This is a genomic window from Hoyosella altamirensis (assembly GCF_014191505.1).
Lineage (GTDB): Bacteria > Actinomycetota > Actinomycetes > Mycobacteriales > Mycobacteriaceae > Hoyosella > Hoyosella altamirensis.
Genome location: NZ_JACHWS010000003.1, coordinates 993,837 through 1,018,714, shown reverse-complemented (window position 1 = coordinate 1,018,714; position 24,878 = coordinate 993,837). Strand labels below are relative to the sequence as shown.

At 63.1% G+C, this 24,878-nt stretch carries 29 protein-coding genes and 1 riboswitch; of the genes, 11 read left to right on the top strand and 18 right to left on the bottom strand.

Features of this window, described 5'->3' with window-relative positions; genetic code table 11:
* Positions 1 to 113 precede the first annotated feature (113 nt).
* The 7 genes from FHU29_RS18870 to FHU29_RS18840 all read right to left on the bottom strand — a co-directional run bounded on the left by FHU29_RS18870 (position 114) and on the right by FHU29_RS18840 (position 4,702).
* Positions 114 to 1,121 carry a zinc-binding metallopeptidase family protein gene (locus FHU29_RS18870; protein WP_064441899.1) on the bottom strand — a complete coding sequence of 336 codons (1,008 nt, stop codon included), beginning with the start codon at positions 1,119 to 1,121 and terminating at the stop codon, positions 114 to 116.
* A gap of 15 nt (positions 1,122 to 1,136) precedes the next feature.
* Positions 1,137 to 1,403 carry a DUF2277 domain-containing protein gene (locus FHU29_RS18865; protein WP_064441898.1) on the bottom strand — a complete coding sequence of 89 codons (267 nt, stop codon included), beginning with the start codon at positions 1,401 to 1,403 and terminating at the stop codon, positions 1,137 to 1,139.
* A 150-nt stretch (positions 1,404 to 1,553) separates the two neighbouring features.
* On the bottom strand, positions 1,554 to 2,105 hold the full coding sequence (locus tag FHU29_RS18860; protein ID WP_064441897.1) for a transglycosylase family protein: 552 nt from the start codon (positions 2,103 to 2,105) through the stop codon (positions 1,554 to 1,556).
* Positions 2,106 to 2,115: 10 nt separating this feature from the next.
* Positions 2,116 to 2,311: riboswitch (cyclic di-AMP (ydaO/yuaA leader) on the bottom strand.
* Positions 2,312 to 2,584: 273 nt separating this feature from the next.
* Positions 2,585 to 2,833 (bottom strand): MoaD/ThiS family protein, encoded by a 249-nt coding sequence (locus tag FHU29_RS18855; RefSeq protein ID WP_064441896.1) that lies wholly within the window; start codon positions 2,831 to 2,833, stop codon positions 2,585 to 2,587.
* A gap of 2 nt (positions 2,834 to 2,835) precedes the next feature.
* Entirely contained in the window at positions 2,836 to 3,945 is a 1,110-nt protein-coding gene (moaA, locus tag FHU29_RS18850) for a GTP 3',8-cyclase MoaA (protein WP_064441895.1), read from the bottom strand.
* 55 nt (positions 3,946 to 4,000) lie between these two features.
* On the bottom strand, positions 4,001 to 4,438 hold the full coding sequence (locus FHU29_RS18845; protein ID WP_064441926.1) for a YccF domain-containing protein: 438 nt from the start codon (positions 4,436 to 4,438) through the stop codon (positions 4,001 to 4,003).
* Between the two features lie 3 nt (positions 4,439 to 4,441).
* A complete protein-coding gene (locus tag FHU29_RS18840; protein ID WP_157095321.1) occupies positions 4,442 to 4,702 on the bottom strand; it encodes a hypothetical protein in 261 nt (86 codons plus the stop codon).
* Positions 4,703 to 4,902: 200 nt separating this feature from the next.
* Here FHU29_RS18840 and FHU29_RS23555 point away from each other — a divergent pair, with 200 nt between their 5' ends.
* Positions 4,903 to 5,310 carry a cold-shock protein gene (locus tag FHU29_RS23555; RefSeq protein WP_064441925.1) on the top strand — a complete coding sequence of 136 codons (408 nt, stop codon included), beginning with the start codon at positions 4,903 to 4,905 and terminating at the stop codon, positions 5,308 to 5,310.
* A 75-nt stretch (positions 5,311 to 5,385) separates the two neighbouring features.
* Here the strand turns inward: FHU29_RS23555 and FHU29_RS18830 are convergent, their stop codons facing one another.
* Positions 5,386 to 5,985: a DUF2771 domain-containing protein gene (locus FHU29_RS18830; RefSeq protein WP_064441894.1), complete on the bottom strand. Its 600-nt coding sequence runs from the start codon at positions 5,983 to 5,985 to the stop codon at positions 5,386 to 5,388.
* A gap of 6 nt (positions 5,986 to 5,991) precedes the next feature.
* The gene (locus tag FHU29_RS18825; protein WP_083962472.1) at positions 5,992 to 7,791 is read right to left on the bottom strand and encodes an MFS transporter; all 1,800 of its coding nucleotides are present in this window, start codon (positions 7,789 to 7,791) and stop codon (positions 5,992 to 5,994) included.
* A gap of 207 nt (positions 7,792 to 7,998) precedes the next feature.
* Between FHU29_RS18825 and FHU29_RS18820 the strand changes: the two genes are divergently transcribed.
* On the top strand, positions 7,999 to 8,811 hold the full coding sequence (locus tag FHU29_RS18820; protein ID WP_260152918.1) for a Mesocentin: 813 nt from the start codon (positions 7,999 to 8,001) through the stop codon (positions 8,809 to 8,811).
* Here FHU29_RS18820 and FHU29_RS18815 read toward each other — a convergent pair.
* Positions 8,808 to 9,620 carry a glutaminyl-peptide cyclotransferase gene (locus FHU29_RS18815; RefSeq protein ID WP_064441893.1) on the bottom strand — a complete coding sequence of 271 codons (813 nt, stop codon included), beginning with the start codon at positions 9,618 to 9,620 and terminating at the stop codon, positions 8,808 to 8,810. The two genes, FHU29_RS18820 and FHU29_RS18815, sit on opposite strands and share 4 nt — an antisense overlap.
* A gap of 141 nt (positions 9,621 to 9,761) precedes the next feature.
* Here FHU29_RS18815 and FHU29_RS18810 point away from each other — a divergent pair, with 141 nt between their 5' ends.
* Positions 9,762 to 10,490 (top strand): DUF3027 domain-containing protein, encoded by a 729-nt coding sequence (locus tag FHU29_RS18810; protein WP_064441923.1) that lies wholly within the window; start codon positions 9,762 to 9,764, stop codon positions 10,488 to 10,490.
* A 22-nt stretch (positions 10,491 to 10,512) separates the two neighbouring features.
* A complete protein-coding gene (locus FHU29_RS18805; protein ID WP_064441892.1) occupies positions 10,513 to 11,064 on the top strand; it encodes a phosphatase PAP2 family protein in 552 nt (183 codons plus the stop codon).
* Here FHU29_RS18805 and FHU29_RS18800 read toward each other — a convergent pair.
* On the bottom strand, positions 11,049 to 11,294 hold the full coding sequence (locus FHU29_RS18800) for a DUF2530 domain-containing protein (RefSeq protein WP_064441891.1): 246 nt from the start codon (positions 11,292 to 11,294) through the stop codon (positions 11,049 to 11,051). The two genes, FHU29_RS18805 and FHU29_RS18800, sit on opposite strands and share 16 nt — an antisense overlap.
* 133 nt (positions 11,295 to 11,427) lie before the next feature.
* On the opposite strand from FHU29_RS18800, the gene FHU29_RS18795 reads away from it, so the two are divergent.
* Positions 11,428 to 11,859 (top strand): MarR family winged helix-turn-helix transcriptional regulator, encoded by a 432-nt coding sequence (locus FHU29_RS18795; protein WP_064441890.1) that lies wholly within the window; start codon positions 11,428 to 11,430, stop codon positions 11,857 to 11,859.
* Here the strand turns inward: FHU29_RS18795 and FHU29_RS18790 are convergent.
* Positions 11,856 to 13,076 (bottom strand): GNAT family N-acetyltransferase, encoded by a 1,221-nt coding sequence (locus FHU29_RS18790; RefSeq protein WP_064441889.1) that lies wholly within the window; start codon positions 13,074 to 13,076, stop codon positions 11,856 to 11,858. The two genes, FHU29_RS18795 and FHU29_RS18790, sit on opposite strands and share 4 nt — an antisense overlap.
* Before the next feature lie 53 nt (positions 13,077 to 13,129).
* On the opposite strand from FHU29_RS18790, the gene FHU29_RS18785 reads away from it, so the two are divergent.
* Positions 13,130 to 13,948 (top strand): TrmH family RNA methyltransferase, encoded by an 819-nt coding sequence (locus FHU29_RS18785; RefSeq protein WP_064441888.1) that lies wholly within the window; start codon positions 13,130 to 13,132, stop codon positions 13,946 to 13,948.
* Complete coding sequence (locus tag FHU29_RS18780) at positions 13,945 to 14,247, top strand: DUF2537 domain-containing protein (protein ID WP_064441887.1); 303 nt, start codon at positions 13,945 to 13,947, stop codon at positions 14,245 to 14,247. Before FHU29_RS18785 ends, FHU29_RS18780 begins: the two co-directional genes overlap by 4 nt.
* Positions 14,248 to 14,389: 142 nt before the next feature.
* Here the strand turns inward: FHU29_RS18780 and sepH are convergent, their stop codons facing one another.
* The 3 genes from sepH to FHU29_RS18765 all read right to left on the bottom strand — a co-directional run bounded on the left by sepH (position 14,390) and on the right by FHU29_RS18765 (position 17,790).
* The gene (sepH, locus tag FHU29_RS18775) at positions 14,390 to 15,205 is read right to left on the bottom strand and encodes a septation protein SepH (RefSeq protein WP_064441886.1); all 816 of its coding nucleotides are present in this window, start codon (positions 15,203 to 15,205) and stop codon (positions 14,390 to 14,392) included.
* 236 nt (positions 15,206 to 15,441) lie between these two features.
* Positions 15,442 to 16,578, bottom strand: coding sequence for a phosphoserine transaminase (serC, locus tag FHU29_RS18770; protein WP_064441885.1), 1,137 nt, complete (start codon positions 16,576 to 16,578; stop codon positions 15,442 to 15,444).
* 57 nt (positions 16,579 to 16,635) lie between these two features.
* On the bottom strand, positions 16,636 to 17,790 hold the full coding sequence (locus FHU29_RS18765; protein ID WP_013805653.1) for a citrate synthase 2: 1,155 nt from the start codon (positions 17,788 to 17,790) through the stop codon (positions 16,636 to 16,638).
* Positions 17,791 to 17,926: 136 nt separating this feature from the next.
* Here FHU29_RS18765 and pdxH point away from each other — a divergent pair, with 136 nt between their 5' ends.
* From pdxH to FHU29_RS18750, 3 genes are all read left to right on the top strand, one after another.
* On the top strand, positions 17,927 to 18,598 hold the full coding sequence (pdxH, locus tag FHU29_RS18760) for a pyridoxamine 5'-phosphate oxidase (protein ID WP_064441922.1): 672 nt from the start codon (positions 17,927 to 17,929) through the stop codon (positions 18,596 to 18,598).
* A 126-nt stretch (positions 18,599 to 18,724) separates the two neighbouring features.
* Positions 18,725 to 20,023, top strand: coding sequence for a citrate synthase (locus FHU29_RS18755; RefSeq protein ID WP_013805655.1), 1,299 nt, complete (start codon positions 18,725 to 18,727; stop codon positions 20,021 to 20,023).
* A 3-nt stretch (positions 20,024 to 20,026) separates the two neighbouring features.
* Positions 20,027 to 20,386, top strand: coding sequence for an FKBP-type peptidyl-prolyl cis-trans isomerase (locus tag FHU29_RS18750; protein ID WP_013805656.1), 360 nt, complete (start codon positions 20,027 to 20,029; stop codon positions 20,384 to 20,386).
* Between the two features lie 88 nt (positions 20,387 to 20,474).
* Here FHU29_RS18750 and FHU29_RS18745 read toward each other — a convergent pair whose 3' ends face one another.
* Positions 20,475 to 21,485, bottom strand: coding sequence for a hypothetical protein (locus FHU29_RS18745; protein WP_064441884.1), 1,011 nt, complete (start codon positions 21,483 to 21,485; stop codon positions 20,475 to 20,477).
* Positions 21,486 to 21,574: 89 nt separating this feature from the next.
* On the opposite strand from FHU29_RS18745, the gene FHU29_RS18740 reads away from it, so the two are divergent.
* Positions 21,575 to 22,954: a cryptochrome/photolyase family protein gene (locus tag FHU29_RS18740; RefSeq protein ID WP_064441883.1), complete on the top strand. Its 1,380-nt coding sequence runs from the start codon at positions 21,575 to 21,577 to the stop codon at positions 22,952 to 22,954.
* Here FHU29_RS18740 and FHU29_RS18735 read toward each other — a convergent pair.
* Together FHU29_RS18735 and FHU29_RS18730 are read right to left on the bottom strand one after the other, a co-directional pair.
* Entirely contained in the window at positions 22,951 to 23,553 is a 603-nt protein-coding gene (locus FHU29_RS18735) for a class I SAM-dependent DNA methyltransferase (RefSeq protein ID WP_064441882.1), read from the bottom strand. The genes FHU29_RS18740 and FHU29_RS18735 overlap by 4 nt on opposite strands.
* The gene (locus FHU29_RS18730; protein ID WP_064441881.1) at positions 23,550 to 24,875 is read right to left on the bottom strand and encodes a sensor histidine kinase; all 1,326 of its coding nucleotides are present in this window, start codon (positions 24,873 to 24,875) and stop codon (positions 23,550 to 23,552) included. Before FHU29_RS18730 ends, FHU29_RS18735 begins: the two co-directional genes overlap by 4 nt.
* Positions 24,876 to 24,878 lie beyond the last annotated feature (3 nt).

Genomic DNA, 24,878 nt, shown 5'->3' with positions numbered 1-24,878 from the left:
AACGGGGAAATAACACGAAAAATCACGAATAGATAACTAAATCAACTCGAAAGGGTAACGCGCGGGCGAGTGCCTGGTGGAACGGCCGGCCCATGCCCAGTAGGGCAAAGCCGCTAGTAGCGCGGTTGCTGAACCAGCTGATGAATGAAACGCATCTTCTTCAGCACCGGCCCGCGCAGCACGAACGGATACAGATCCGAGTGACCCATCGACCTGTTGACCTGATTAAGGGCCCACGCTAGTGGCAACCACCAATCGATGATCCGGTTGAAGCCCGCGTCACCGCTCAGATCGTTCGCCAGCGACGCGCCGGATGGCGCGAATCCGAACGCGGCGGCGGTGTCAAGGGCATCCCGGATATGCAGGTAGTGGGCGAATGTTTCCGCCCAGTCTTCCGCTGGATGCATCGTCGCGTAAGACGAAACGTAGTCGGCAGACCAGCCGTCCGGGGGTCCCTCACGGTAATGGCGTTTCAGCGCCGCTTGATAGTCAGCGTTGAAGTCACCGAAGAGAGCGTCGTAGGTTGCGCGACGGTCCGTTGTGTTGATAAGCACCATCTGGTAGTAGTGGCCGATCTCGTGCCGGAAATGGCCCACGAGCGTCCGGTATGGCTCATCCATCTCGACGCGCAGTCGTTCGCGGTGTAAGTCGTCACCCTCGGCCAGATCAAGCGTAATCAGTCCGCTGGCGTGCCCGGTGATGACCCTCTCGCCGACGCTGGAAAGCAAGTCGAATCCGAGTCCGCGCCGGGGATCTTCATCGCGGCCAGCGAGCGGCAGGCCTAACTCGTCTAGCTCCAGTATCACCCGTCGCTTCGCAGTCTCCGCATTCGCGAACTCCCGGAACAGCGGATCCTCTTCGGCGGGCCGGGTTCGTGTCAGGGCACACGACGCACACAGCGGTGACGCTGAGCCGGTGGGCACTAGCCAGTTACAGTGCGCAAGTTTGCGATTAGCGCAACGAACCCACTCGGTGCCCTTGATCTGTGTGGCACCCGACTCATCGAGGACTACTAAGGAGCGGCTCGGCAGATGGAAGCCGAGGAAGCTACGGCAGCGGAGGCACTGGGTGTTCTCGAACGTCAACCGCTGGCCGCATGTGCGGCAGAGGAAGTCACGCATGTGACAGGCGTCCGCTCACGCTTGGTGCAGTCGTGCAATGACCTCGGGTCTGCGCAGCGGTGGCACAGTGGGCGGTGGCTGCTTGCGGGCGGGGAGTTGCTCTAGCAGGCGCGTCGTTGCTGCTGCCACATCAGCTACGGCCGCATCGAACGCCTCGCGGGTGGTATCTGACACTTTGGAAATACCCGCCACCTTGCGGACGTACTGGACTGCCGCGGCCTGGATCTCCTCCTGTGTCGCTGGGGGTTCGAGCCCACGCAGCACAGTGATATTTCGGCACATACCTCCACGGTACGGGGATTTTGCGGCAAGGACGCGTGAACCCCGCACCGAGGGGGGAGAGGTGCGGGGTTTCACACAGCCCCGGTGGCACGGAAGGGGGAGGGAGGTGCCACTGGGACGATTATTCAATTGGCATGTGATCCGTGCGGATCAGAAGCTGTTTGCCCAGGCCTCGATCTCCGGGGAGATCGGGAGCCCGGCAGCCTTGGCGTCGGCGATCATCGAGAGGGCGTCAGCGCTCACGAAGGACTGCAGGTCATCGATCGGTGCGGCCGCAGGCGCGCTTGAGCCCTGCGCAGGTGCGGCGATGTTCTGCGGTGCGCGGCTTGGGTGCGGGCGGTCCGTTGGGCCGCTGCTCAGGCCGAGACGGCTCGAGCATGACGGCCATGCGCCCCATCCCTGACCGCGGAGGGTCTTCTCTGCAACATAGATCTGCTGTTCACGGGTGGCGAGATCGGCGCGGGGAGCGAATTCGCCGCCGCCGTACGCCTGCCAGGTGCTCTGCGAGAACTGCAGCCCACCGTGGTAGCCGTTGCCCGTGTTGATGGCCCAGTTGCCGCCGGACTCACACTGCGCGAGGCGGTCCCAGTCGGAGTCGGGAGCGGCGTTCGCGGGAGCGGCGAGAGCGACGCTTCCTGCGGCCAGTGCGGCACCGATAAGCATGGTCTTGGTGAGGGTAGCGGTCTTACGGCGTGCGCTCATGAAGAAGTGGTTCCTCTCGTGTGTGCGCCTGCGAAGTAAGCTGTCGGGTTCGGACTGAGAGTTCGTCCGGCCATGCCTCACCGTGATCGGTACCGCTTGGCTTTACCCCAAGGAGCCACACGCGTGGTGTCGCGTGTTTCTCCGTATCCCTAGGGGATGGTGGGTCCCCCGCCTCTGTCCCTCGAAGTGTCGGGTTCCGGACCACGGGACAGAGCTAGGCGCGTGGTGCCGGGGTGGCTGGTTTGCTCAGCCGCGGTAGACGCTACGTTGCGATCGCGGTGTCGTCACCCCACTCTGTGACCCGCGTTATTATTTAAGAATTGATTACTATACGCGTTAAACTGGGGCAAACGACCAGCTAGCACTGCGGAAATCACGAAAAGATATCATCTCGTTATCCGTTCGTTATGTGACGAGCCTCACCGGATCGGCGACGGTGAGATCTCAAAATTTGAGACAAACGAACCTGTCGGGTCGCGTCATCCCCCTGCAAATGGGGGCAAGACGTCCACGGTGTTGCCCTCGGTGATTTCGATGGAGGTATCAGTGACAGCCGTCTCGTCAATGAGAAACTGGCATTTACCGAGTACTCGGGCAAGCTCCGCATTTCGGTCAGAAAGGCTGGCAATCAATTGTGCGAGTGTGGAACCAGGCTCGATAGTGCAGGTTTCTTCGGGCGTGCCGGCGGCCCGGCTTGCCGCCGCGAAGTAGCGAACCGTAATCGTCACGCCTAACCGCCAATCGCACTCATGGACCGGCTTGGCTGAAGGAAGCCGGGATCGTTGATCGCATGCCCCGGAAGTTTGCGCCACATCGCCTCCCGCCATGCTTGGGCAAGTATTTCATCGCCATCGGCTCCATCCGAAACACCAGTGGCGCCGCGCAGAAGTGCCCGCAAGTCTGTCTCGCCATGGGAGAACAGGCAGCTGCGAATCTGCCCGTCTGCGGTAAGACGGGTGCGGTCACAGTCACCGCAGAACGGCCGTGTGACGGAGGCGATAATGCCGACCGTCGCAGGACCGCCGTCGACTAGGAATCGCTCCGCGGGGGCCGAGCCGCGCCGCTCGGCGTGCGGAGTGAGGGTGAAGCGCTCTGACAGCGAGTGCAGTATTTGCTCCGCGGTGATGCAGCTGTCACGAGTCCAGCCGTGCCCCGCGTCGAGTGGCATCTGCTCGATGAAGCGAAGCTCATATCCATGATCCAGGCAAAACTGCAGAAGGTCTGCGGCATCCTTGTCGTTGATTCCCGGCTGAAGCACCGCATTGACCTTGACTGGTGTCAGACCGGCCTCCGCAGCAGCGGACAGGCCAGCCAGCACGTCGGAAAGGCGGTCACGTCGCGTCAGGGTGTGGAAATTCCTGGAATTGACCGTATCGAGGGATACGTTCACCCGATCAAGACCGGCAGCCTTCAGGCTGGCGGCTTTGCGGGCCAGTCCAAGCGCGTTGGTTGTGAGAGAGATGTCCGGGCGGGGCGCCAGGGATGCGGTGTAGGCCACGAGCTCGGTGATACGGGCATACAACAACGGCTCACCGCCCGTGAAGCGAATTTCCTGTACGCCGAGCATAGTGACGGCGACCTTGATAAGCCGTTGCAGTTCGCTGACGCTCAGCATCTCCTCGCTGGGCATCCAGTCGAGCCCCTCGGCCGGCATGCAATACGTGCAGCGAAGGTTGCAGCGGTCCGTCAGCGATACTCGCAAGTCCCGCGCGACCCGGCCGAACGTGTCGATTAGCGGCCCCGTCGTAGGTGCTGGCCCCACGTCACTGCCCAGGCCGAGCTGGGCGGCCCGGCTTTCTTCCCGAGCCACCGAGGGAATTCCGAGCCCTACTGCTGACATATCACGCCAGCGTACCTACTCCGGCCGGATTATGCAGAGTGGCCTAACTGCCTGATCACCGCGGATAGTGGTTCTGTGCCCGGTAGGGCCCAGGGCTGCCCGGATACGGGAATGTGGGCTGATCAGCCGGAACGATCTGTTTCCCGAGCGGCATCAGCGAAATCGGGATCATTTTGAGATTGCCGATTGCGAGGGGGATCCCAATGATCGTTATCGCCTGCAGGAAAGCGGTGACGATGTGACCGAGCGCGAGCCAGACGCCCGCCACGATCAGCCAGATGATGTTCCCCACGAAGCTCGGCAAGCCCGAGGTGGGCTTGTTGATCACCCGGCTGCCAAACGGCCACAGAGCGTAAATGGCGATCCGGAACGCGGCGATGCCGAAAGGGATCGTGATGATGAGGATGAAACAGATGATTCCGGCGAGCATGTAGCCCAGGGCGAGCCAGATGCCCCCGAACATCAGCCAGATGATGTTGAGAAGGATGCGCAGCATCTATTTCACCCGCCTGCGCCCGCCGGTCAGCACGGTGGTGAAGAACGCCACAGTGAGTCCGAGCGGACACAGAAGACTGATGAGATACAGCGCTGTGATCGGTGCGCCGCCCGCAATGTGAATGACGAAGATCGACGTTAGCGCGATGACGCCGATGAGGAAAAGCGCCATGCCAACCCATAGCGCCACTGTCTCCGCGCGTGAAGAAGGTTCTTGCCGACGCGGGGACCGTGTTGAGGTCACTGCAGATTCCTGAGCCACAGGAACAACGGTACCGCTGTGTTGCCGGTGATGACTGTGCTGAAGCGCAAGAGTGTGCACCGGATTACACGAATGCGGCAGGCGCGGCGGAGGCGCTACGATATAGGCGTGACGCATCCTGCAGTGCGCAGGGTGCGTTCGTGCGTGCATACCCATGCACGTGCGCTGATGAAGTAGCTAGTGATGAGCGGGTGACGAGGGTGCCTACCGGCAAGGTCAAGTGGTACGACGCGGAGAAGGGTTTCGGCTTTCTATCGCAGGACGACGGTGAGGACGTGCATGTGCGATCCTCCGCGTTGCCTTCTGGGGTGGAGTCGCTGAAGCCTGGGCAGCGCGTCGAGTTCGGCATGGCTGTGGGCCGCCGCGGACCCCAGGCGCTGAGCGTGAAGGTGCTCGATCCGCTGCCGTCGATACGGCAGGCTGCGCGGAAAGAGGCACCTGTCAAGCGCCGGTCTCCCGACGAGTTGCACAGCATGATCGAGGACATGATCAAGCTCCTCGAAGCATCCGTGCAGCCATCCCTGGACAAGGGTCGCTATCCGGAGCGCAAGCAGTCGCAACGCCTCGCTGAGGTAATCCGCGCTGTTGCACGCGAGCTCGACGCTTAGCCGCAGTCGCACATCCAAACGACAAAGCGGGCCTGGTGAGACATTCACCGGGCCCGCTTCGCTATTGCTGCCGCGCTAGCTCATGATCTGGGTGTGGATTGCCCACGTCGCATGCGAGACGATTGACTGCTCCCCTGTAGCTGCGTCGACAATCCCCATCGGAAGCTTGATTTCGACGATCCGCAGGGCGAGGCCGTCGTCATTGAATGTCGGCAGGGAAACTGAGCGGCGTTCACTGGGGCGGTGCATGTCGTCGATGACGTCGATCTCCCTCGCCTCGTTGTCTTCATACAGCGCCAGAAGACTCCACGGTGCGCCAGCGATCTCCTTCGGCAGCGAAATCTGTACGGTTTCGTCTGGCCGGATATTGATCAGCGCGGGTTGTCCTTCCGGGTCGCACGTGTCGGCGAAATCGATGGTCGCTTCGATTTCCTGCTCAGGCGAGAGGGGCTGCTGCTCTGCCCAGCGCTGACTGACTTCGGCCAATTTAACGAGGTCGCAGTACTGGAAGGCGTCAACTTCTTTAGCATTGCCTGCTGAATAGACCGTGAGGTGCGGCCGGTGGGGCTCATCGCCGCGAAAATGTGCTTGCGCTGCGATTACTGCCGCTACTCCGAGTGCCGATACCACCGCCACGGCAGCCACAATGGCAATGAACTTGCGGGAAACAGGCATGTGCAGCTACTTCTCCTCGGTGGTGCTGTCACTGGGCGGTCGGGTTGTGGGCCCGGGGCGATACGCGGGCGGCCCCGAATCCGCTGCTTCGGAGGATACGTCGTCGCGCCGCGTACTCACCCACGCCATCGGCGGTTGTGAACCTTGCTTCGACCGTGGCGCGCTGAAACCAGTGACTGTGGGCGGCTCGGGCTGCCCTTCCGGCGCGGCCCGGTCGGGCCGGCGGCCACCCAGCCCAGGCAGCAGCGACATGCCCCGGAACGTGAGGATTGTTTGCGTCAGCCCGATCACCAGCAGGCCGCTCACCACCGTGAACCCGATCCAATACTCGGTCGGCAGCAGGATCCCGAGCGCACCACCCAGCACCCAGCTGAGTTGCAGCGCCGTCTCCGATCTGCCGAAAGCGGAAGCGCGGGAGCGATCGGGGATGTCGTTCTGCAGCGAAGCATCCAGCGATACTTTGGCGAGCGCGCTCGCTGCCGCGGCCACAAGCGCTGCGACTGCAGCGGTCGCGAGACTGTCCGTCAGGGCTGCGAACAACGCCACCGCTGTGACCGCGCAAACGCAACGCAGCACGATCACCGCTGGTCTTCCGAGTTTCAGCCGTGCACCGGCCGCGTTACCGCCGAAGTTGCCCACCGCAGCCGCCACGCCGACAAGGCCGAGCATCGCGACCTGCATCATCGGGGCGTGCTCTGTCCGCGACTTCGCGACAAACGCGACGTAGAGGGTGAGGAAGCCGGTCAAAACCCGGATCGTGCAGTTGCCCCACAAACTCGTCAGCACGGCCCGGCCGAGCGGCTGCCTGCGGGTGCCCAGCACAGCTGCCATGGGCCGTGTGGACGGGTCACGGTCCCGGCCGTCACCGTGGTAGGTGAGCGTCGCCGGGACTTCTCCTTCGGTGACTTCCACCCAGGACGGAATCCGCATACTCAGGAAGGCGCCTGTCAGGGTGATGCCAATCAGGAGGAACATGGCACCGGGGAGCTCGAACAGCCGTCCGACGACCGCCTCGACACCCCCGGCGATAGCACCCACCGTGATCGTTCCGACGACAAGTCCGAAGACCGTGAGGCGTGAGTTCGTTCGGACAAGGTCGATTCCGGGTGGCAGAACGCGCGGCGTCACTGCGGCCTTCAGTACCCCGAAGGTCTTACTCAGAACTAGCATTCCCAGCGCCGCCGGGTACAGCACCCACGGATCGAAACTGCCAGCCGCGCTGTTGTAGTTGAACAGCAGGACAAGCACCAGGACTGTTCTGCCGAAGAAGGACGCGGCGAGCGCGAGTCGCCGTCCGCGCTGCACGCGGTCAAGCGCGGGGCCGATCAGCGGCGCGATGATGGCGAACGGCGCCAGCGTGATCAACAGGTACAAGGCCACCATGCCGCGGCTCTCGGCAGTTGTCGCCGAGAAAAAGAGTGTGTTCGCGAGCGCGATGGCGACTGCCGCATCGGTCGCGAAGTTTGCGATGGTGGCGTACGTCAGTGCGGTGAGCCCGGACTTGTCGGCGCCGTCAGCTGTTGCGGCCCTGCGGAATGTGTTGATGCCCTGTTTCGTCAGCTGCCGACTACGCATGGCAGCCACTCTCGTGACCGTGATCTTTTTCGGCAGCCGGGGCGCCTCGGGCCCATGCGAGGCGGACCGGGGGCGCGAGGTGTCCTGCTGGGGGAGCGGGTCGAGTGGCGGCAACTGGGGCCGGGCCGGTGAAGGCGGATAGTTGTGGCCGCCAGGATGGCGCCCCGCCCAATCCTCAGACCCGCGCCGCCCACCGAAGTGGGGGTCCTGCGGCGGCTGCGAATCGGTCACTGGTCAATTCTGTCGCATATCGCGCCGCAACGACTACTTCCCGCACGGCCCGCCGGCATGTCGCGTCTCGGGTTCGCATTCCCGCATGAGGGATTTCGGTGGGGCATTTTAACCACTGCATGTCAGAAAAGTTGCGATTCATCTCACGTCGCCCAGCAGGCTGAGGTAAGAAAGGTGACCAAGATCACTTCACCGAGGGGGTTAATGATGAATCGTCGCTCCGCCGGCTTTGTGGCCGCACTCGCGCTGCCGTTCCTGATTACGGCGTGCGGGGATGACGCCACTGAAGCCGCTGACCCGACGCCCGCAAGCCCAGCAGCCACGGCCACCACGACTGCTGCAGTTCCTGAATCTCCCGCCGCCGAGGGCAGTTGGGATAGCAACGGGCAGCCCGTCAATGGTGGCCCTCCGGGTGCTGACGGCTCGACGGGCAACAATCTGACCCGAGACCATTGCGCGCACAATCAGGATCCTGCTTGTCCGGAGGGGAGTTACCTAGGCCCACACGTTGTGGTGAACACCAGTCACGGCCACTGGGGCCACGACGGCCAACCCGTCGACGGGGGCCCAACTGGTGCTGATGGTTCGACTGGCAACAGTCTTACGCAGGAGTATTGCGCGCAGAACGAGGATCCCGGATGCCCGATGGGCAGTTACGTAGGGCCAGACGCGATTCCGGACCCCGATGGCAGCCCGCATTACGTGCAGTGTGAGGGAACGGTCTGCACCAACCCGAACCACGGCGCTGGGGGCCAGGGGTACTGGGATCCTGACGGCGAGCCCGTGTTCGGTGGGCCTAACGGCGCTGATGGTTCGAGTGACAACAGTCTTACGCAGGAGTATTGCGCGCAGAACGAGGATCCCGGATGCCCGATGGGCAGCTATGTAGGGCCGGACGCAATGGCGAGCCCAGATGGCGCGCCGTACTACGTCCCTTGTGAGGGCACTATTTGTACCAACCCAGACCATGGCGCGGGCGAGGACCCCGGCCAGGTCGACGGGAATGGCGACGGCAACTAGCGCGCATCCACGAACTCGACCTCGAACATTTCCGGCCAGAGCTTGCCTGTCAGCAAGAACCGATCGGTGCCCGGGATCGCGGCGACGCCGTTGAGCACGTCGACGCCGCCGCGTTCCTCGTCACTGAGGAGCCCGGACGCATCGATCACCGCGGTGACGCGACCATCTTCCGGATTGATGCGGACGATCCAGTCGGTCTGGAAGATGTTGGCGTACACGCCCTCAGACGTGCATTCGAGCTCATTGATCTGATCGAGCGTGGATCCGCGCAGTGTCACGGCCACGGTGTCGAGGGCATCGAAGGTGACCGGATCCCGGAATGTCAGTGTGTCCGAACCATCGCTCATAACGAGCCGGTCGGGGTAGGAGCAGAGTCCCCAGCCCTCGCCCTCGTAGCGGACTGTGGAGATCTCTTCGAGTGTTGCGGGATCCCGCTCAAACGCCACCTCGTCGCGCCAGGTGATCTGCCAGACTCGGTCCTCGGTGACGGTCAGGCCCTCACCGAAATACGGTAAAGGCAGATCGGCACGCGCGACTTGCTCACCGGTTTCCAGGTCACGGGCAGCGATCCACGATAGGCCAGCGCGTCCCGTGGATTCGTAAAGTAGCGGACCGGCGATTTCGAGGCCTTGGGTGAAGGCGTCAGGATCATGCGGGTGGACTTTAACGACCTCGGGCTGAAGGAGTTCCACGTCATCGTCGCCGCCTGTGGGGACGATGTCGTCGTTGCATGCGGTCACCAGAGCGGCGCACGCCAGCAGCGCCCAGACCAGCCGGAACTGTGATTTGCTGCACGATCGCAATGTCATGTGAGCTAGCCTGCCTGAGAAGTCCTGTGTGCGAAGTCGAGATTTGACCGCTTTATGGGGCAAGATGGCACTGTGAACGCATCAGTCGTTTCGCGCCCTCCCACGGGTTCGGATAACAGTGAATCACGTGAGGTGCCGTCTGTGCTCGCGGATGCTATCGATCTAGCCCGCGACGCGGTTCGCGCCATAGCTGACGAAGCTGCGGTGGGGGAGCATCACGGAGTAGTACCTGAAGGCGAGTGGGCCGCGTCCCACCGGTTTGCGGCAAGCCTGCCCGGCTACCGCGGCTGGGAATGGAACGTGGTTGTCGCTGCCTGCCCTGGCGCCGCAACCGCGACGGTGAGCGAACTCGCGCTGCTTCCCGGCGCGGACGCGTTGCTCGCGCCCGAGTGGGTGCCGTGGGAGGACCGCATCGAGTCGGGCGACCTCATGCCTGGCGATCTGCTGCCGCCGAAGCACCACGACGAACGGCTCGTGCCGGGGTATCTCGAAACAGGTGACCCTGCAATCGATGAGGCCGCGGGGGAGATCGGGTTCGGTCGCCCGCAGGTGATGAGTCTGGAAGGACGTCTGGCTGCGGCGGAACGGTGGACGGAAGGCGACTTCGGGCCCCACGCGGCGATGGCAGCCGCCGCCCCGGGCGCGTGCGGCACGTGTGGCTTCTATCTCCCGCTAGCTGGTTCGCTCCGTGCCTCATTCGGGGTGTGCGGCAACGAACTCTCAGCTGACGGGCACGTCGTGCACGCGCGGTTCGGGTGTGGCGCCCATTCCGACACGGAATTGCCCAGCGGGGCGGGGTCGCCTCAGTACGACCCCTACGATGACGGTGTTGTCGAGGTGATGGATACCTCCCGTCAGCACGGCCAGTAGTGCTGCAGATCCGGCACTCGCGATGACCACGGAGTTCGACACTCGTGTCCTCACTTGGGTCACAGACATTCGTGAGCCCTGGCTGACCGTCTTCTTTCACGTCGTGACGATCCTTGGAAGCCTTCCGGTCGTGGCACTAATCACGGCCGCAGCAGCGACTGTTGCCGTTCGCTCCGGCAGGCGCTGGGACGCGGTGTTAGGTGCGGTGACCGTCGTGACCGCGTGGCTTCTGATGCGGGGGCTCAAAATGCTCGCCGGGCGCGACCGTCCGCCCCCTGAACTCAGTGTGGTCGAGGTGGGGTATTACTCGCTGCCGTCAGGACACGCGCTGATGATCGCGACAGTGGCGGTGGTCGTTGGGGCGATCGCGCTCCGGAACAGGTGGACGTGGCCGCTGTTGGCTGTCGTCGTGATCTTCGTGGGGATTTCCCGCGTGTACCTGGGAGCGCACTGGCCGACTGACGTTATCGCCGGCTGGGCTATTGGGACGATCTGGGCTTTCGCTTGCGTTGCGCTGAGTCACGCGCTGCGGCCGACGGAGTTCCGTGTGGCGCGCCGTCACAATCCACTCTGAGCAGACCGATCGCCGCGGCGTACCGCGTGGCGCTGCAGAAGAAAGATCAGCCCTCCGAACGCGGCGACGCCGAGCCCCGCGATGCACACCCACAAGTAGTCGGCATACTGATCGCCGAATGTGACAACGATAATCGTCGCCACCAACCATCCGAGCGTCCCCACAGTTATCACAGGCCGGGGGTCCGACAGTCTCGCCGGAAGCGGCGGTGGTTCAGGATGCGTGCCCACACCGCAAACCTATCGTGTCGCGCTGCCGGTCCCCACATCGCACCTCAAAATCGGCCCGTGATCGTGTACTGCCGGAAAGTAGGCATTGCAAACCGTAAACCCCGCGCACGAATCTCCCGTATTGTCTCTATCCGTGAGTCACGACGAGAAACAACTGGCGAGTGATCTCGCGTTAGCCGTCGTGCGGCTAGCGAGGCAGCTACGCGGCCATCGCCATCACTCTTCCGTGTCACTAACCCAGCTATCGGCGCTGTCCACCCTCTTTACTGAGGGCTCGATGACACCCGGCGCACTGGCTGCCCGTGAGCGCGTCCAGCCGCCCTCGATGACGCGGGTTATCGGGTCGCTGGCAGACCTTGGACTGGTCGACCGGATGCCGCACCCCACCGACGGACGGCAAATCATCGTTTCGCTGTCTGAAGCGGGTAAAGCGCTGGTCCAAAACGAGAAGGAGGCGCGCGAAGAATGGCTCGCCTCGCAGTTACGCGCCCTCGGGTCCAGTGAGCTGAGTTCCCTGCGCGACGCGGTCGGCACGATGACCGAGCTCGTCAAAACCTGCGACTAAAAGAACATGCCGCCGCGCGGCGCCGCCGAGGTCGTGAACGCGTGATCGAAACGCTCGAGTATCTCCGGTTCTGGCGCGGAAATCCGGCCTGCCTGCGCGAGCGTCACGGCGCGGTGCTCGCCGAAATAGATGCTGGCCAGGTCGCCAATTCCGATCGTCAGGCGGGCAGGTTCCTCCGCTGGGACGCACTGGGCGTTCCCCCCGTTGCCCCGAGATGTGAGCCGGAACACGCCACCCCGGTCTAGGAAATCATCCACCACCTCGATCGTGACATCGAGTTCGCAAGCGTAGCTGCGAGCCCGCAGCACGCCAGGAACGTCCAAGATGCGGGCCCACAGTAAATCGTGAGAACCCGTGAGGCGGGGCAGGCGCGGATCCTTCAGCAGGTAGGGCAGCAGCATGTCGCGGGACTCGGACACCGTAATTGTGCTCATCAGGTCGAGGCCGCCGAGTGTCCGCCAGAGCGCTATATACGCTTCCGGCGTCACAGCGAACATGTCCACAATTTCCAGTGACATCCCCGAGCCCGCTGACTCGCGCACCCGATAGGACACGAACCCGTCGTCGTGAAGCAAGAAGAACAGCGCAGAAGCCCCTCCGCGCTCACTTTCCGGGTCCGCGAAGACACCGCGCCAGTACGCTGCGGGACGTCCTACCGCTCCGGCCCTTTGCCGCCGCCAGCGGTCGTAGATCGGTGGCAGGAACTCCTCTGCCTCGTCCTTGGCCGCGAGGCGGACGCCTCCCGGATCAACTGTTGTCGAACGGAACGCCGCGAACCGCCGATCAAACTTATGTGTGAACTCGGTCGTGATCGGGCCATATCCAAATCGGCCGTAGATTCCCCCTTCAGAGGCAGTGAGAATCGACATCGGAGCGCCGGAGTCGAGGAAACGCTGATGCTGCTCTGTCAGCAGGGTTCGCAGAATGCCGCGGCGGCGATGCGTGGGGGCGACGGAAACCCAGGTGACGCCCGGAAGGTCGATCAGGGCGCCGCCTGGCACAGTGATTTGCAAGTCGTAGTGCATTGTCACACCCACAACCTGGCCGCCGTTGGTCGCGACAATCACGTTGTCGTTGGGGGCGAGTTCGCGCGTGATGCCACTCTTCAGGTCGGCGATATGGCCGCCGAAGTTGAAGCTGTCGAGCTTCACGATGTGTGGCCAGTCGTCATCGGTGGCGTTGCGAACCTCGATTGCTGATCCTGTCTCGGTCGTCACGTGTCAGAGCTTGGCACATCAGGCCGCTCAATACATCTCAATAGGATGAGCACGTGGCTTACGCAGTCGATATCACTAGTCCCGATGATCCGCGCGTCGATGACTTCCGCGATTTGAGCACCGCAGATCGCCGTCCCGATCGACCAGGCGGGAAAGGTCTCGTGATCGGCGAAGGCACCGTGGTGGTCGAGCGGATGCTCGGCACCCCTTTCGAACCGTACGCGCTTCTCGGGGTGTCGCGGCGGTATGACCAGCTATGTGGCCAGCTCAGGGATCTAGAGGTGCCGTTCTACCGGGCGAGTGCCGACACGATGGCGACAATCGTGGGATTTCACCTGAACCGGGGAGTGCTCGCCGTTGCGGGTCGTCCCGCGCCGAGGAGCCCACGCGACTTGCTGGCGGCCGCGCGCACCATCGCCGTGCTCGAAGGTGTGAACGATCACGAGAACCTAGGTTCGATCTTCCGTAATGCGGCGGCACTCGGCGTGGACGCGGTGATCCTCAGCGGACGCTGCGCCGATCCGCTGTATCGGCGGTCAGTGCGTGTTTCGATGGGACATGTGCTTCGAGTTCCCTTCGCCGTCGCAGCTTCCTGGCCTGACCTGCTCGGCGAGCTGCAACGTGGCGGATTCAGCACTGTGGCGCTCACGCCCGCTCAGCCGTCGCTGCCGCTGGCACATGCGGTGACCAGCGAGAAGGTGGCGTTTGTGCTCGGCGCGGAAGGTCCAGGACTGAGTGAGGAGACACTCGAGAGCACCGACGTGCGCGCCCACATTCCCATGACTACCGGCGTTGACTCCCTGAATGTGGCGACCGCCGCGGCAGTGGCCTTTTATGAACGCGCGCGGCTCAGTGAGGATGCCTCACGATGACGGGCGGGGAAGAAGAGCGTGGTGCGCCGAATAAGACGCCCTGGTTACTGGGGATCGTGTTCGCCATCTTCATCGCGGTGGTTCTGGCCACTGTCGTCGCGTCGGTGGGAACGGGGCTGCTCAGCGTTCACCCGCTGCTTGCGATAGCACTGAACATCGTTGTGGGAGTCGGTTTCGCGCAGCCGCTATGGAGCTGGCGCTTGCGGCCCACACTTCGATTCGCCGCGCTGGGAATAGCGCTCGGTGCCGTCACGGGCTGGCTCTACCTGATTTTTGCGCTGGTGTACGGCCTCTATTGACCTACCCGCGGATCAGGTTGATGTAGACCCATGGGCCAAGAAAGACCAGGATCAAGAGCACAATGATCAGCGCGCCGATCGTGAGGAGGGGACGGTTCCTCATGTGTCCGATCCTACGGGAGTGACCTTGGGGGAACGTCGCTTAGTGCTGGGTTCCGGTACGCACACCGAGGAGTACGTCCTCCCATGAGGGCATAGGCGGCTTCTTCTTGCCGCCGGTGGGGGCCTGCTGCTTTGGCTCAGGCTCGGGAGGAGTGGTCTTTTCGGCTTTGGGGGCTTCGGGGGCAGGCGTGGTCTCCGGCTGCGCAGGTGCGGCAGGTTTGGCCGGCTTGGCTGTGACGATTGGGGTCACGGGACTCAGGGCCGGGCGGGGACGTGGCATGTCAGTCGAGACGAGTTCCTTCGCGGCATCGTCAAGGGCTGCCGCCGTTCCACCGTCCGCGCCTGGCTGAAAACGCCAGTGAGCCTTGTTCTCGGTGCGGCCCGCAGCCCAGCTGAGCTGAACAACCCAGCGGCCCTCGTCGTTGCGCCAGGCATCCCACTGGGCCTCGTCGATGTTCTGCCCGCGTGTGCCAAATGTCTGCGCGACCGCAGTGCTGAGCGTATGCAGCGCGGGGCCATCCTCAAGGAGCGGGTGAGCGTGCTGCGCCATCTGCGCCATTCGGGCCCGTTCCAGAAGGACTGGGTGAGCGAAGCTCTCGACCCGCGCCATGGGCAGCCCGGACGTCTCGGCGATCTCCTTGACGCTTGCTCCAGCACGGACACGAGCCTGAATTTCGCGCGGACGCAGGCGGCTCTCCATCTCGACTTCGATCTGGCCGAGGCGGCTCAGGTCGCCGTGCGATGCCGCGCGCAAACGGTCATCTGCGGCGATTTTGAACTTCGCGCCGGTGTTGACGTCCGCGCAGATGATTGCGCTGCCGTCGGATTCAATTCCGACCACCTTGAGCTCTCGCACTCTGTCCTCCTCAGGCCGCTCGCGCCGCAGAATTCCGCGTCTTTATCGCACTGTAATGGAGTCGTGACTTGAGTTTCGGGAGTGACACGCGGGGTGTTGGTAGTGCGGTGGCGGGTTCCCCGCGTGATAAGGCATGTTGTTCACGACGTATACGGGTGCGAACAACATGCCCTTCTGGGTAAATGCAGTAAGCCGGGACACCAACGGCGTCCCGGCTTACTGGTTCGTGTGCGGTGTTAGCTGAGCTTCTCCACCACGTAGTCGACGCACTTCGTCAACTGGGAGACGTCATCAGGGTCAATGGCCGGGAACATGCCGACACGAAGCTGGTTACGGCCGAGCTTGCGATAAGGCTCGGTGTCGACGATGCCGTTCGCCCGGAGAATCTTCGCGACCGCTGCGGCGTCGACCTCATCGCTAAAGTCGATGGTGCCCACCACCTGCGAGCGGTTCTTTGGATCGGTGACGAATGGAGTCGCGAAGGACGAGTTCGAAGCCCAGTCGTAGAGACGTGAGGACGAGTCCGCAGTCCGTTTGACGGCCCAGTCGAGGCCGCCGTTCGCGAGCAGCCACTCAATCTGATTGGCGAAAAGCAGCAAGGTTGCAACCGCAGGCGTGTTGTACGTCTGGTTTTTGACGCTGTTGTCAACGGCAATCGGCAGCGAGAGGAACTCGGGAACCCAGCGTCCCGAGTTCTTGACCTCTTCGACACGCGCCAGCGCGGCCGGGCTCATGAGCGCAACCCACAACCCGCCGTCAGCAGCAAAGCACTTCTGCGGCGCGAAGTAGTAGACGTCAGCATCGGTGATGGTCACGGGAAGCCCGCCCGCCCCCGATGTGGCGTCGATCGCGACCAGAGCGTTCTCAGAACCAGCCGGACGGGTCACAGGGACAGCGACGCCGGTTGATGTCTCGTTGTGTGCCCAGCCGATTAGGTCGACGGACGGGTCGGACGTCGGCTCTGGAGCGGTGCCGGGCTCGGAGCTGACCACGATTGGCTCACCCAGGAACGGTGCATTTTTAGCCACTGAGGCGAACTTGTTGCTGAATTCGCCGTAGGTCAAGTGCAGCGACTTCTCGCGGATCAGCCCGAAAGCGGCAGCATCCCAGAACGCGGTGGTCCCACCGTTGCCGAGGATGACTTCGTAACCATCAGGCAGCGAGAATAGGGAGCGCAGCCCCTCGCGAACACGTCCGACCACGTTCTTGACGGGCGGCTGCCGGTGGCTGGTACCGAAAACCGACGCACCAATGTCGACGAGCGACTGCAGCTGGTCCGGCCGCACCTTGGATGGCCCGCAGCCGAATCGGCCATCCGCCGGCTTGAGCTCGTCGGGAATGGTGATACCGGGAGTGCCGGTGGTATCAGTCACGTCCTCGCCGTCCTTACTAGAAGTATCTCGATGTTGATCGGTTATCAGATTGCGGATCTAGCCTAGTATGCGCCGCAAAAATCCCTGCTGCGGCTGGTCTGTCAGCTCGCCCCAGCCCTCAACCTGCTCTGGCGTCCGCGCTTCAGGACCGACGTAGAGGGCGGCGGGGCGGACAAGTTTCCCAAGGCGTTTTTGTTCCATGATGTGCGCACACCAGCCAGCCGTACGGGCACAGGTGAACATCGCGGGCATCATGTGCGGCGGCACTCCTGCGAAGTCGAGGATGACCGCAGCCCAGAACTCGACGTTCGTTTCGATGGCGCGGTCGGGGCGACGCTCCCGCAGTTCAGTGAGGGCAGCGTGCTCCAGTGCGGCTGCGGCTTCAAAACGCGGAGCATTGAGGGCCTTGCATGTTGCGCGGAGCACGCGGGCACGTGGGTCCTCGGCGCGGTACACGCGGTGCCCGAATCCCATGAGCCGTTCCTTGCGGTCGAGGATTCCCTTGACCATCGTGCGGGGGTCCCCGCTGCGTTCCGCTTCATCGATCATGGGCAGCACGCGCGCGGGAGCGCCGCCATGCAGCGGACCGGACATTGCGCCGATCGCGCCGGAGAGGCTCGCGGCTACGTCTGCGCCGGTGGACGCGATAACGCGAGCGGTGAAGGTGGAGGCGTTGAGACCGTGCTCAGCGGCGGAAACCCAGTACGCGTCGATCGCCTTGATGTGGTCGGGGTCTGGCTCACCCTTCCACCGCGTCATGAACCGTGCCGTCACAGTCGGGCATTCGTCGATAATCTTCTGGGGCACCGCAGGCTGGTAGATGCCCCGGGCGGACTGCGCGACGTAGGAGAGTGCCATCACCGAGGCGCGGGCAAGTTGCTCGCGGGCCGTCTCGTCGTCGATGTCGAGGAGCGGCTGGTAGCCCCAGATGGGGGCGAGCATGGCGAGTCCGGCCTGCACGTCGACGCGCACGTCACCAGTGTGAACGGGAAGCGGGAAGGGTTCGGCTGGGGGGAGGCCATGGCCGAAACGGCCGTCGACGAGCAGCGCCCAGACATCGCCAAACGTAACGCCGCGCCCCACTAGGTCCTCGATATCTACGCCGCGATATCGAAGTGCGCCGCCGTCCTTGTCCGGCTCGGCGATTTCCGTTGTGAAGGCGAGAACGCCTTCAAGTCCCGGGGAAAAGCCTTCAGGTAATTCCGCTGCCATAGCGTGACGCTCCTGTATGAGTTGGCGTTGATCGTTCCGACCCCGGTAGGTGGTCGATTACTGGCTTGGTACGCGTAGCGTGTGATGTGTGGTGCTGAACCCCTCGTATTCTTCCGATTCTCTCGATTTGGCACACATGCGTGTCGGTTATGGCAAAAAACCGGTGCCGCCCCGGCCGAGTGAACACCCGCATCTCGATGAGAGCTGGCTCGCCGACGGCTGGTTCAGCGTGTTCCTGAATTGGCTGCGTGACGCCACCGAGTATGTCGCACCCGGCGGCGGGCGCATTGCGGAGCCTAACGCAATGGTGCTGGGAACTGTCGACGACCGTGGCCTCCCCGCTACCAGGACAGTCCTCTGTAAAGGCGCTGACGAGCGTGGACTGGTGTTCTACACGAACTATGAATCTGACAAGGCCCACCATCTAGATGTGCATCCGTATGCGTCTGTGACGTTCCCGTGGGTGCTGATAGAACGCCAGGCGCACTTTCGTGGTCAGGTCGAAAAAGTGAGCGCGGAAGAGACCGCCGAGTACTGGCACACGCGGCCACGAGGGTCTCAACTGGGCGCTTGGGCGTCGCATCAATCTCGCCGGATCTCCGCGCGGGGAGACTTGGAAGCGGCTCTCGAAGCCGTTACCCGACAATTTTGTGATCTGGATTACGTTCCCGTGCCGCCGTTCTGGGGCGGATACCGCCTCAAGCCGTCCGTCGCCGAGTTCTGGCAGGGCCGGGAGAACCGCCTACACAACCGGATTCGATGTGAGAAGAATGGCTCTGGATGGGAGGTCTTCAGACTCCAGCCTTGACCTCACAGCGACCCTGGTGACACGGGTGAGGTCTACAGAGACTAGGTTCGACATTATGGTTGTGCGTTGAGACGTTGCGCATGTGCCGATAGGCTACTGACCAGTAGAGTGTGAGAAGGAGCCCTCGTGCCCGCTGAGAATGAGGAAAAAGCAGTACTCAGCTACCCCGGTGGCGAGTACAAAATGTCGATCACCCGGGCAACTGACGGTAACGACGGCATTGATCTGGGAAAACTGCTAGCCACTACGGGGTACACCACACTCGATGGCGGCTTTATGAATACCGCTTCGACGTCGTCGGCGATTACCTACATCGACGGTGAGAAGGGCATTCTCCGCTACCGCGGATACCCGATCGACCAGCTCGCTGAAAAATCATCTTTCCTCGAAGTGTCGTACTTGCTGATTTACGGCGAGCTGCCCACTGAGGACCAGCTCGCGGATTTCACGCACCGAATCCAGCGGCACACGATGCTGCACGAGGACCTCAAACGGTTCTTCGACGGTTTCCCGCGCAACGCGCATCCGATGCCGGTGCTGTCGAGCGCGGTGAATGCGTTGTCCGCGTACTACCAGGACTCGCTCGACCCGGATGACCCGCACCAGGTTGAGGTTTCGACTATCAGACTGCTGGCGAAGCTGCCGACGATCGCGGCGTACGCCTACAAGAAGTCGGTGGGCCAGCCGTTCTTGTACCCGGACAACTCGAACACACTCGTCGAGAACTTCCTCCGCATGACCTTCGGTTTCCCCGCTGAGCCGTACGAGCCGGACCCTGAGGTCGTCAAGGCGCTGGACATGCTGCTCATCCTGCACGCAGACCACGAGCAGAATTGTTCGACCTCGACAGTCCGCCTCGTCGGGTCGTCGGATGCGAATCTCTTCACCTCGATTTCGGGCGGCATCAACGCTCTATGGGGGCCGCTGCACGGCGGCGCGAACCAGGCGGTGCTCGAGATGCTAGACGACATCAAGGCCAGTGACCTCGATGTTTCCGAGTTCATCCGCAAGGTGAAGAACAAGGAAGAAGGTGTCAAGCTCATGGGCTTCGGACACCGTGTCTACCGCAATTATGATCCGCGCGCGGCCATCGTGAAGAAGACCGCGCACGACATTCTCGACAAGCTCGGCGCACGTGACGAACTCCTCGACATCGCGATGAAGCTTGAAGAGGCTGCGCTGACGGATGATTACTTCATCGAGCGCAAGTTGTACCCGAACGTCGACTTCTACACTGGACTCATTTACCGGGCAATGGGCTTCCCCACCCGGATGTTCACTGTGCTGTTCGCGCTGGGACGTCTTCCCGGATGGATAGCGCACTGGCGCGAAATGCACGCTGACCCCACAACGAAGATCGGGCGGCCCCGCCAGATCTACACCGGATACACCGAACGCGACTACTCAGAGGTTTCGGCGCGATAACTTATGACAAAACCTGAAGTTGAATTCCAGCCCGGCCCCGCTCCCACCGAACTGGTTATCCAGGATCTGGTGATTGGCGAGGGCGACGAAGCTCAGCCTGGCGGAACCGTTGAGGTTCACTACGTCGGCGTCGATTTCGAAAGCGGTGAGGAATTCGACTCCTCATGGAACCGTGGTGAGTCGATCAGTTTTCCGCTGCGTGGCCTGATCAAAGGATGGCAGGACGGTATTCCCGGAATGCGCGTCGGTGGCCGCCGCCAGTTGACGATCCCTCCTGAGCAGGCATACGGTGCCGCCGGGTCAGGCCATCGCCTCTCTGGCCGCACACTGGTCTTCGTGATCGACTTGCTCGACGTGAAGTAACTGGCGCAACCAAAGCCCTAGAAACGAGACATCCGCACTGGAACTAACCAGTGCGGATGTCTCGTTTTATGTGCGTCTGTCCCGCGAGCTACTGCGTGCGGCGACGGCTGAACGCGACCACGAGGGCCGAGCCGAGCAGCGTCATCCCGGCGCCCATGCCGGTGAGTGCCGCAGCGGTCGCTGGCGTGAGTTCGTTGGCAGGCTGAGCCAGGACTACTTCCGTGGCAGCCGGGTCGACACCGCCACGGTTCTCCCGTGGACTATTGCGCACGACGTTGTTCACGGAGTCAGTGAGTTTCGACGCTTTCTGTTCGATCTGGCCGGCGCCGTCCGCGAGCTGGTCAGTGCCGAGAACCAATTCACCGGAGCCATTCGTGAGCAGAACAAGCCCGTCTCGCAGCTCAATTGCGCCGTCGCGCAATTCGAACCCGCCTGCCCGCAACTGCTGCGTACCATCGCTCAGCTGAACGGTGCCGTCCTGCAACTGTGCGGCGCCTACACGGAAGTCGCTGTTCGGATTTCCGAGCTGGAACGCAAGTTCAGCGCTGCCTCCGCGCAGTTCTTCGAGCTGCGCAAGCGCATCAGCTACTTGAGGGGAGAACGGCGCGGCCGCCTCCTTCAAAGGGAGGAGCAGCCCTACGAGTTCGTCGACACCAGCACTGATCTGTACCGCTCCATCCCCGAGCTGCACGATACCGCCGTTGAACTCGTTCATCCCGGCGCGCAGTTCCTGCGCTCCGGTGTCGACCTGGACGATGCCGTCAGCCAGTTCGGATGCGCCGCTCGCCAGCTGGCCTGAGCCGTCACGGGCCTGTCCTAATCCGGTAGCGAGTTGTCTCGCGCCGTCGGAGAGCTGTCCTGCTCCGGCCGCGGCCTGCTGGGTGCCAGCCGTCAGGAAGGTGGCGTTGAGGTTGTTCTGCCGCAGAACCTGCAGGGCCTGCTCGAGTTCCGAGTTCGCCGAGTTCTCGGCGGGTTCGTCAGCGACGTGTGCGGCTGGACCGCCCCGGTCGGTGAGGAGCACCGCAGCCGAGCCGAACATCAGCAGCAACGCCACCGCCGCGAGTACTGCGGGCAGGCGGAACCGTTGGGCTCGTGTCATGGAAGTTGCTCCTTCATCGCGGAAACTGCACACCTATGCTTCGAAGCTAGGGGCGCGAAGTATTGGAGCTCTAAGGCCTTTTTAAGGAGATGGTGAGAATTTCCGCGACACGCCGCGAAACAGTGGCAGAGAACACAATTGTGTGGTTCCGCCGGGACTTGAGAACCGCGGATATGCCCACGTTTCTTGCCGCAGCTGCGAGCGCTGAACGGTCCATCGGGGTGTTTGTGTTTGACCCGGTCCTGCTGAAGCCGTCAGGGGTACGCCGCCGCGATGCGCTGTACGCCTGTTTACGTGAACTCGATGAGAAACTCGGCGGAAGGCTGCTCGTCATCTCAGGCGATCCTGTTGTCGAGATCCCGAAGCTGGCGGCACTGACCGGGGCGAAACAGGTGCACGTCTCGGCAGACTTCGGACCTTACGGGGCGTTGCGTGATGCCCGGATAGCCGAGAAGGTCGACTTGGTCCGAACCGGATCACCGTTCGCCGTCGCGCCCGGACGAGTAACGAAAGACGATGGATCACCGTACAAGGTGTTCACGCCGTTCTTCCGGAGCTGGCTCGACCACGGCTGGCGTGCACCCGCGAAAACCAGCGCGGACACGGTGGCCTGGGCAGACGCCGACACATTCAGCGAAGTGCAGCGCACGGAAATCCCGGATTCGCGGACCGTCTGCCCGGTGGGAGAGGCCGCTGCGCTCCGCCAGTGGAAAGACTTCCTCGACGACGGGGTGGCGAGCTACCACGAGCATCGCGATCGGCCTGACTTCGATGACACGAGCCGCATGTCGGTGCACCTTAAGTTCGGGACCATCCATCCCCGTACGATGCTCGAGGATCTCGCTGGCCGAGACGGCGACGGGCCGAAAGAGTTCCGGCGTCAGCTAGCCTGGCGTGACTTCTACGGGGATGTCCTCCATCACAACCCCGAATCGGCCCGCCGCAACCTCGATCGCAAATTCGACGCGATGCGTCACGACTCCGGCGAGGACGCGTGGATGCGCTGGGAAGCCTGGTGCGAGGGCCAGACGGGTTACCCGATCGTTGACGCCGGGATGCGGCAACTGCGTGACGAGGGGTGGATGCACAACCGTGTGCGGATGATCGTTGCATCCTTCCTCGTGAAGGACCTCCACTTGCCGTGGTGGTGGGGCGCGCGCCATTTCATGCGCAACCTCGTCGACGGTGATCTGCCGGCCAACCAGCACGGCTGGCAGTGGGTTGCGGGTTCCGGTACTGACGCCGCGCCCTATTTCCGTATCTTCAACCCGATAACCCAGGGCAAACGTTTCGACCCCGACGGCGACTACGTGCGCAGGTGGGTGCCGGAGCTGCGCGGCATCGCGGGGTCAAAGGTGCACACCGTCGGGGACCGGGGCGACAAGATCGAGAACTATCCTCAACCGATCGTCGACCACAAGGAAGAACGACGTGAGGCGCTTGATCGATACGAACGAATCAAGCGTTAGGCGAGCCGGTGCACGCTGACGGCGTAGCCGCCGCCGTCGTACGGATCACCGTTCCACGTAGCGAACCGCTTCTCGAGGTGCAGGCCTGCGCTCTCACACCACTCGTCATAGTCTGAGAGCGTAACCGGCGCTTCGTCGAGCGGAAGGTGCTCACTGTCGAGGCCAAATCCGGCGACCAGCAGTCCGCCGGGTTTCAGCGCAGTCGCCAGGTTCGCGACGACGGTTTGCTCGGTGCCGCTCGCGAGTAGTGGGATGACGTTCCCGGCAGCGACGACGAGGTCGAAAACACCCAGTGCGGGTAACTGCAGGGCAGCCAGGTCGCCCAGCATCCACGGCACATCGGGAGCTCGGCGCCTGGCGACACTCAGCATGGACGCGTCCAGATCGATCCCGGCACAGTCATAGCCGTGCTCATCGAGCCAGATCGCTATCCGTCCGGTGCCGCAGCCAGCATCGAGAACGAGGGACCCCGGTGGAACCAGTTCGGCGCACAGGCGAGCCTCCCCGTGCATGTCCTTCCCACTGGCGGCGAGGTCGTCGAAATGCTTCGCGTAGCGGTCGCCGTCCATATCTCCCGCCGCGTCAGCCCAGCGGCTCATGACCGCACCCGCAAGGTCAGACGCGCACCACCGAGGGGGCTATTTGACATTGTTGCTTCGCCTCCGTGCAGTTCGGCTTGCTGAGCGACGAGCGCGAGCCCGAGGCCCGAACCTGGCGCGCTGGCGCGGGAACCGCGTGTGAACCGCTCAAACACGCGTTCACGGTCTTCCGCGGGAATGCCACATCCATCGTCGTCGATGGTGATATCGATCCCTCCATCCTTCGTTTCTGTGCTGCTATGCAAACTCAGCTCAACGTGCTCTGCATCGCCGTGCCGAACCGCGTTGGTGATGGCGTTGTCGATCGCGAGCCGCAGCCCCGCAGCCAGGCCGCGAATCACTGTTGGCCCAGAGTCGTGGACAGTGACGACGAGTCCGGTGTGCAGCCGCCGCGCTTCCTGAGCGCAGCGATCGAGCACCTCAGCGAGATCAATGTCCTCGTAGTCGGCTTCAGCCGTTAGGTTACCGGCCGCGAGGCGCTCAAGCGCCTGCAGTGTCTGCTCAATTCGCCGAACCGACTGGAGTGTCTCAATGATCACTTCGCGACGCTCAGGTTCAGGTGGGTCGAGAGACTCCAGAACTTCGAGGTTCGTGCGCATGGCAGTGAGCGGGGTGCGCAGTTCGTGCGCCGACACCGCAGCGAAGTCCCGCGCCGTCTCGAGCGCTTCGAAGGTTCGCTGCTTCTCCCGCGTGATCCGCTCCAGCATCCCAGAAATCGCGGCCGCGAGCTCTTCGGCTTCAAGAGCACCCGTGACGCTCGGCCGGGGAGTGGCTGTCTCGGGATCGATCTGGCGCGTTTGCACGGCAAGCTGGCGCAGGGGCCTGATAGCGAAGCCACCGAGGAGCCAGCCCAGCGCCGCCGCCGCAGCGATCGCGAGCATGCTGACGAGGATTGTGTTGCGGCGTTCCTCGCTGATCTGTTCCTCGGTGGGGGCGGTAGGCGCTGCAACGGAAATCGTGGTCCGCGGGCGGTCGGGGACCGCGATGGTGCGAATCCGGTACTCGTCGCCTTCGATTTCGAGGGTGGTGAACCCTTCTGGCAGTTCCGGAAGCGCGAGGTTGTGCGCCGGAATGATGATCGGGCCGGCCCGGTAGGTGGCTTCGTACTCGGGCGGTATCTGCTGGCGCGCGTCGTACAGCGACTGGTTGGCTACAGTCGCGGCGATCGTGCTCAGAACGTCGAGCCGCTGGTCGAGTTGCGCGTAGCTTTCCCGTTGCACGCCTGCCCACACGAACACGGCGACCGTGACAACGACGATCGTCGCACCAGCGGCAGCGGCGAGCGCAGCACGTGTGAGCAGAGACGGGGAGGCTCGTCGCACTTG

Excerpts from the sequence above, each read along its gene's own strand:
- FHU29_RS18780 (WP_064441887.1), top strand. The coding sequence starts at position 13,945 with ATGACGGGCGGGGAAGAAGAGCGTGGTGCGCCGAATAAGACGCCCTGG.
- pdxH (WP_064441922.1), top strand. The coding sequence starts at position 17,927 with ATGCGTGTCGGTTATGGCAAAAAACCGGTGCCGCCCCGGCCGAGTGAA.
- FHU29_RS18735 (WP_064441882.1), bottom strand. The coding sequence starts at position 23,553 with ATGAGCCGCTGGGCTGACGCGGCGGGAGATATGGACGGCGACCGCTAC.
- FHU29_RS18805 (WP_064441892.1), top strand. The coding sequence starts at position 10,513 with ATGACCACGGAGTTCGACACTCGTGTCCTCACTTGGGTCACAGACATT.
- FHU29_RS18765 (WP_013805653.1), bottom strand. The coding sequence starts at position 17,790 with ATGGCAGCGGAATTACCTGAAGGCTTTTCCCCGGGACTTGAAGGCGTT.
- FHU29_RS18740 (WP_064441883.1), top strand. The coding sequence starts at position 21,575 with ATGGTGAGAATTTCCGCGACACGCCGCGAAACAGTGGCAGAGAACACA.
- FHU29_RS18815 (WP_064441893.1), bottom strand. The coding sequence starts at position 9,620 with ATGACATTGCGATCGTGCAGCAAATCACAGTTCCGGCTGGTCTGGGCG.
- FHU29_RS18830 (WP_064441894.1), bottom strand. The coding sequence starts at position 5,985 with ATGCCTGTTTCCCGCAAGTTCATTGCCATTGTGGCTGCCGTGGCGGTG.
- FHU29_RS18870 (WP_064441899.1), bottom strand. The coding sequence starts at position 1,121 with ATGCGTGACTTCCTCTGCCGCACATGCGGCCAGCGGTTGACGTTCGAG.
- FHU29_RS18860 (WP_064441897.1), bottom strand. The coding sequence starts at position 2,105 with ATGAGCGCACGCCGTAAGACCGCTACCCTCACCAAGACCATGCTTATC.
- FHU29_RS18820 (WP_260152918.1), top strand. The coding sequence starts at position 7,999 with ATGAATCGTCGCTCCGCCGGCTTTGTGGCCGCACTCGCGCTGCCGTTC.
- FHU29_RS18745 (WP_064441884.1), bottom strand. The coding sequence starts at position 21,485 with ATGACACGAGCCCAACGGTTCCGCCTGCCCGCAGTACTCGCGGCGGTG.
- FHU29_RS18750 (WP_013805656.1), top strand. The coding sequence starts at position 20,027 with ATGACAAAACCTGAAGTTGAATTCCAGCCCGGCCCCGCTCCCACCGAA.
- moaA (WP_064441895.1), bottom strand. The coding sequence starts at position 3,945 with ATGTCAGCAGTAGGGCTCGGAATTCCCTCGGTGGCTCGGGAAGAAAGC.
- FHU29_RS18865 (WP_064441898.1), bottom strand. The coding sequence starts at position 1,403 with ATGTGCCGAAATATCACTGTGCTGCGTGGGCTCGAACCCCCAGCGACA.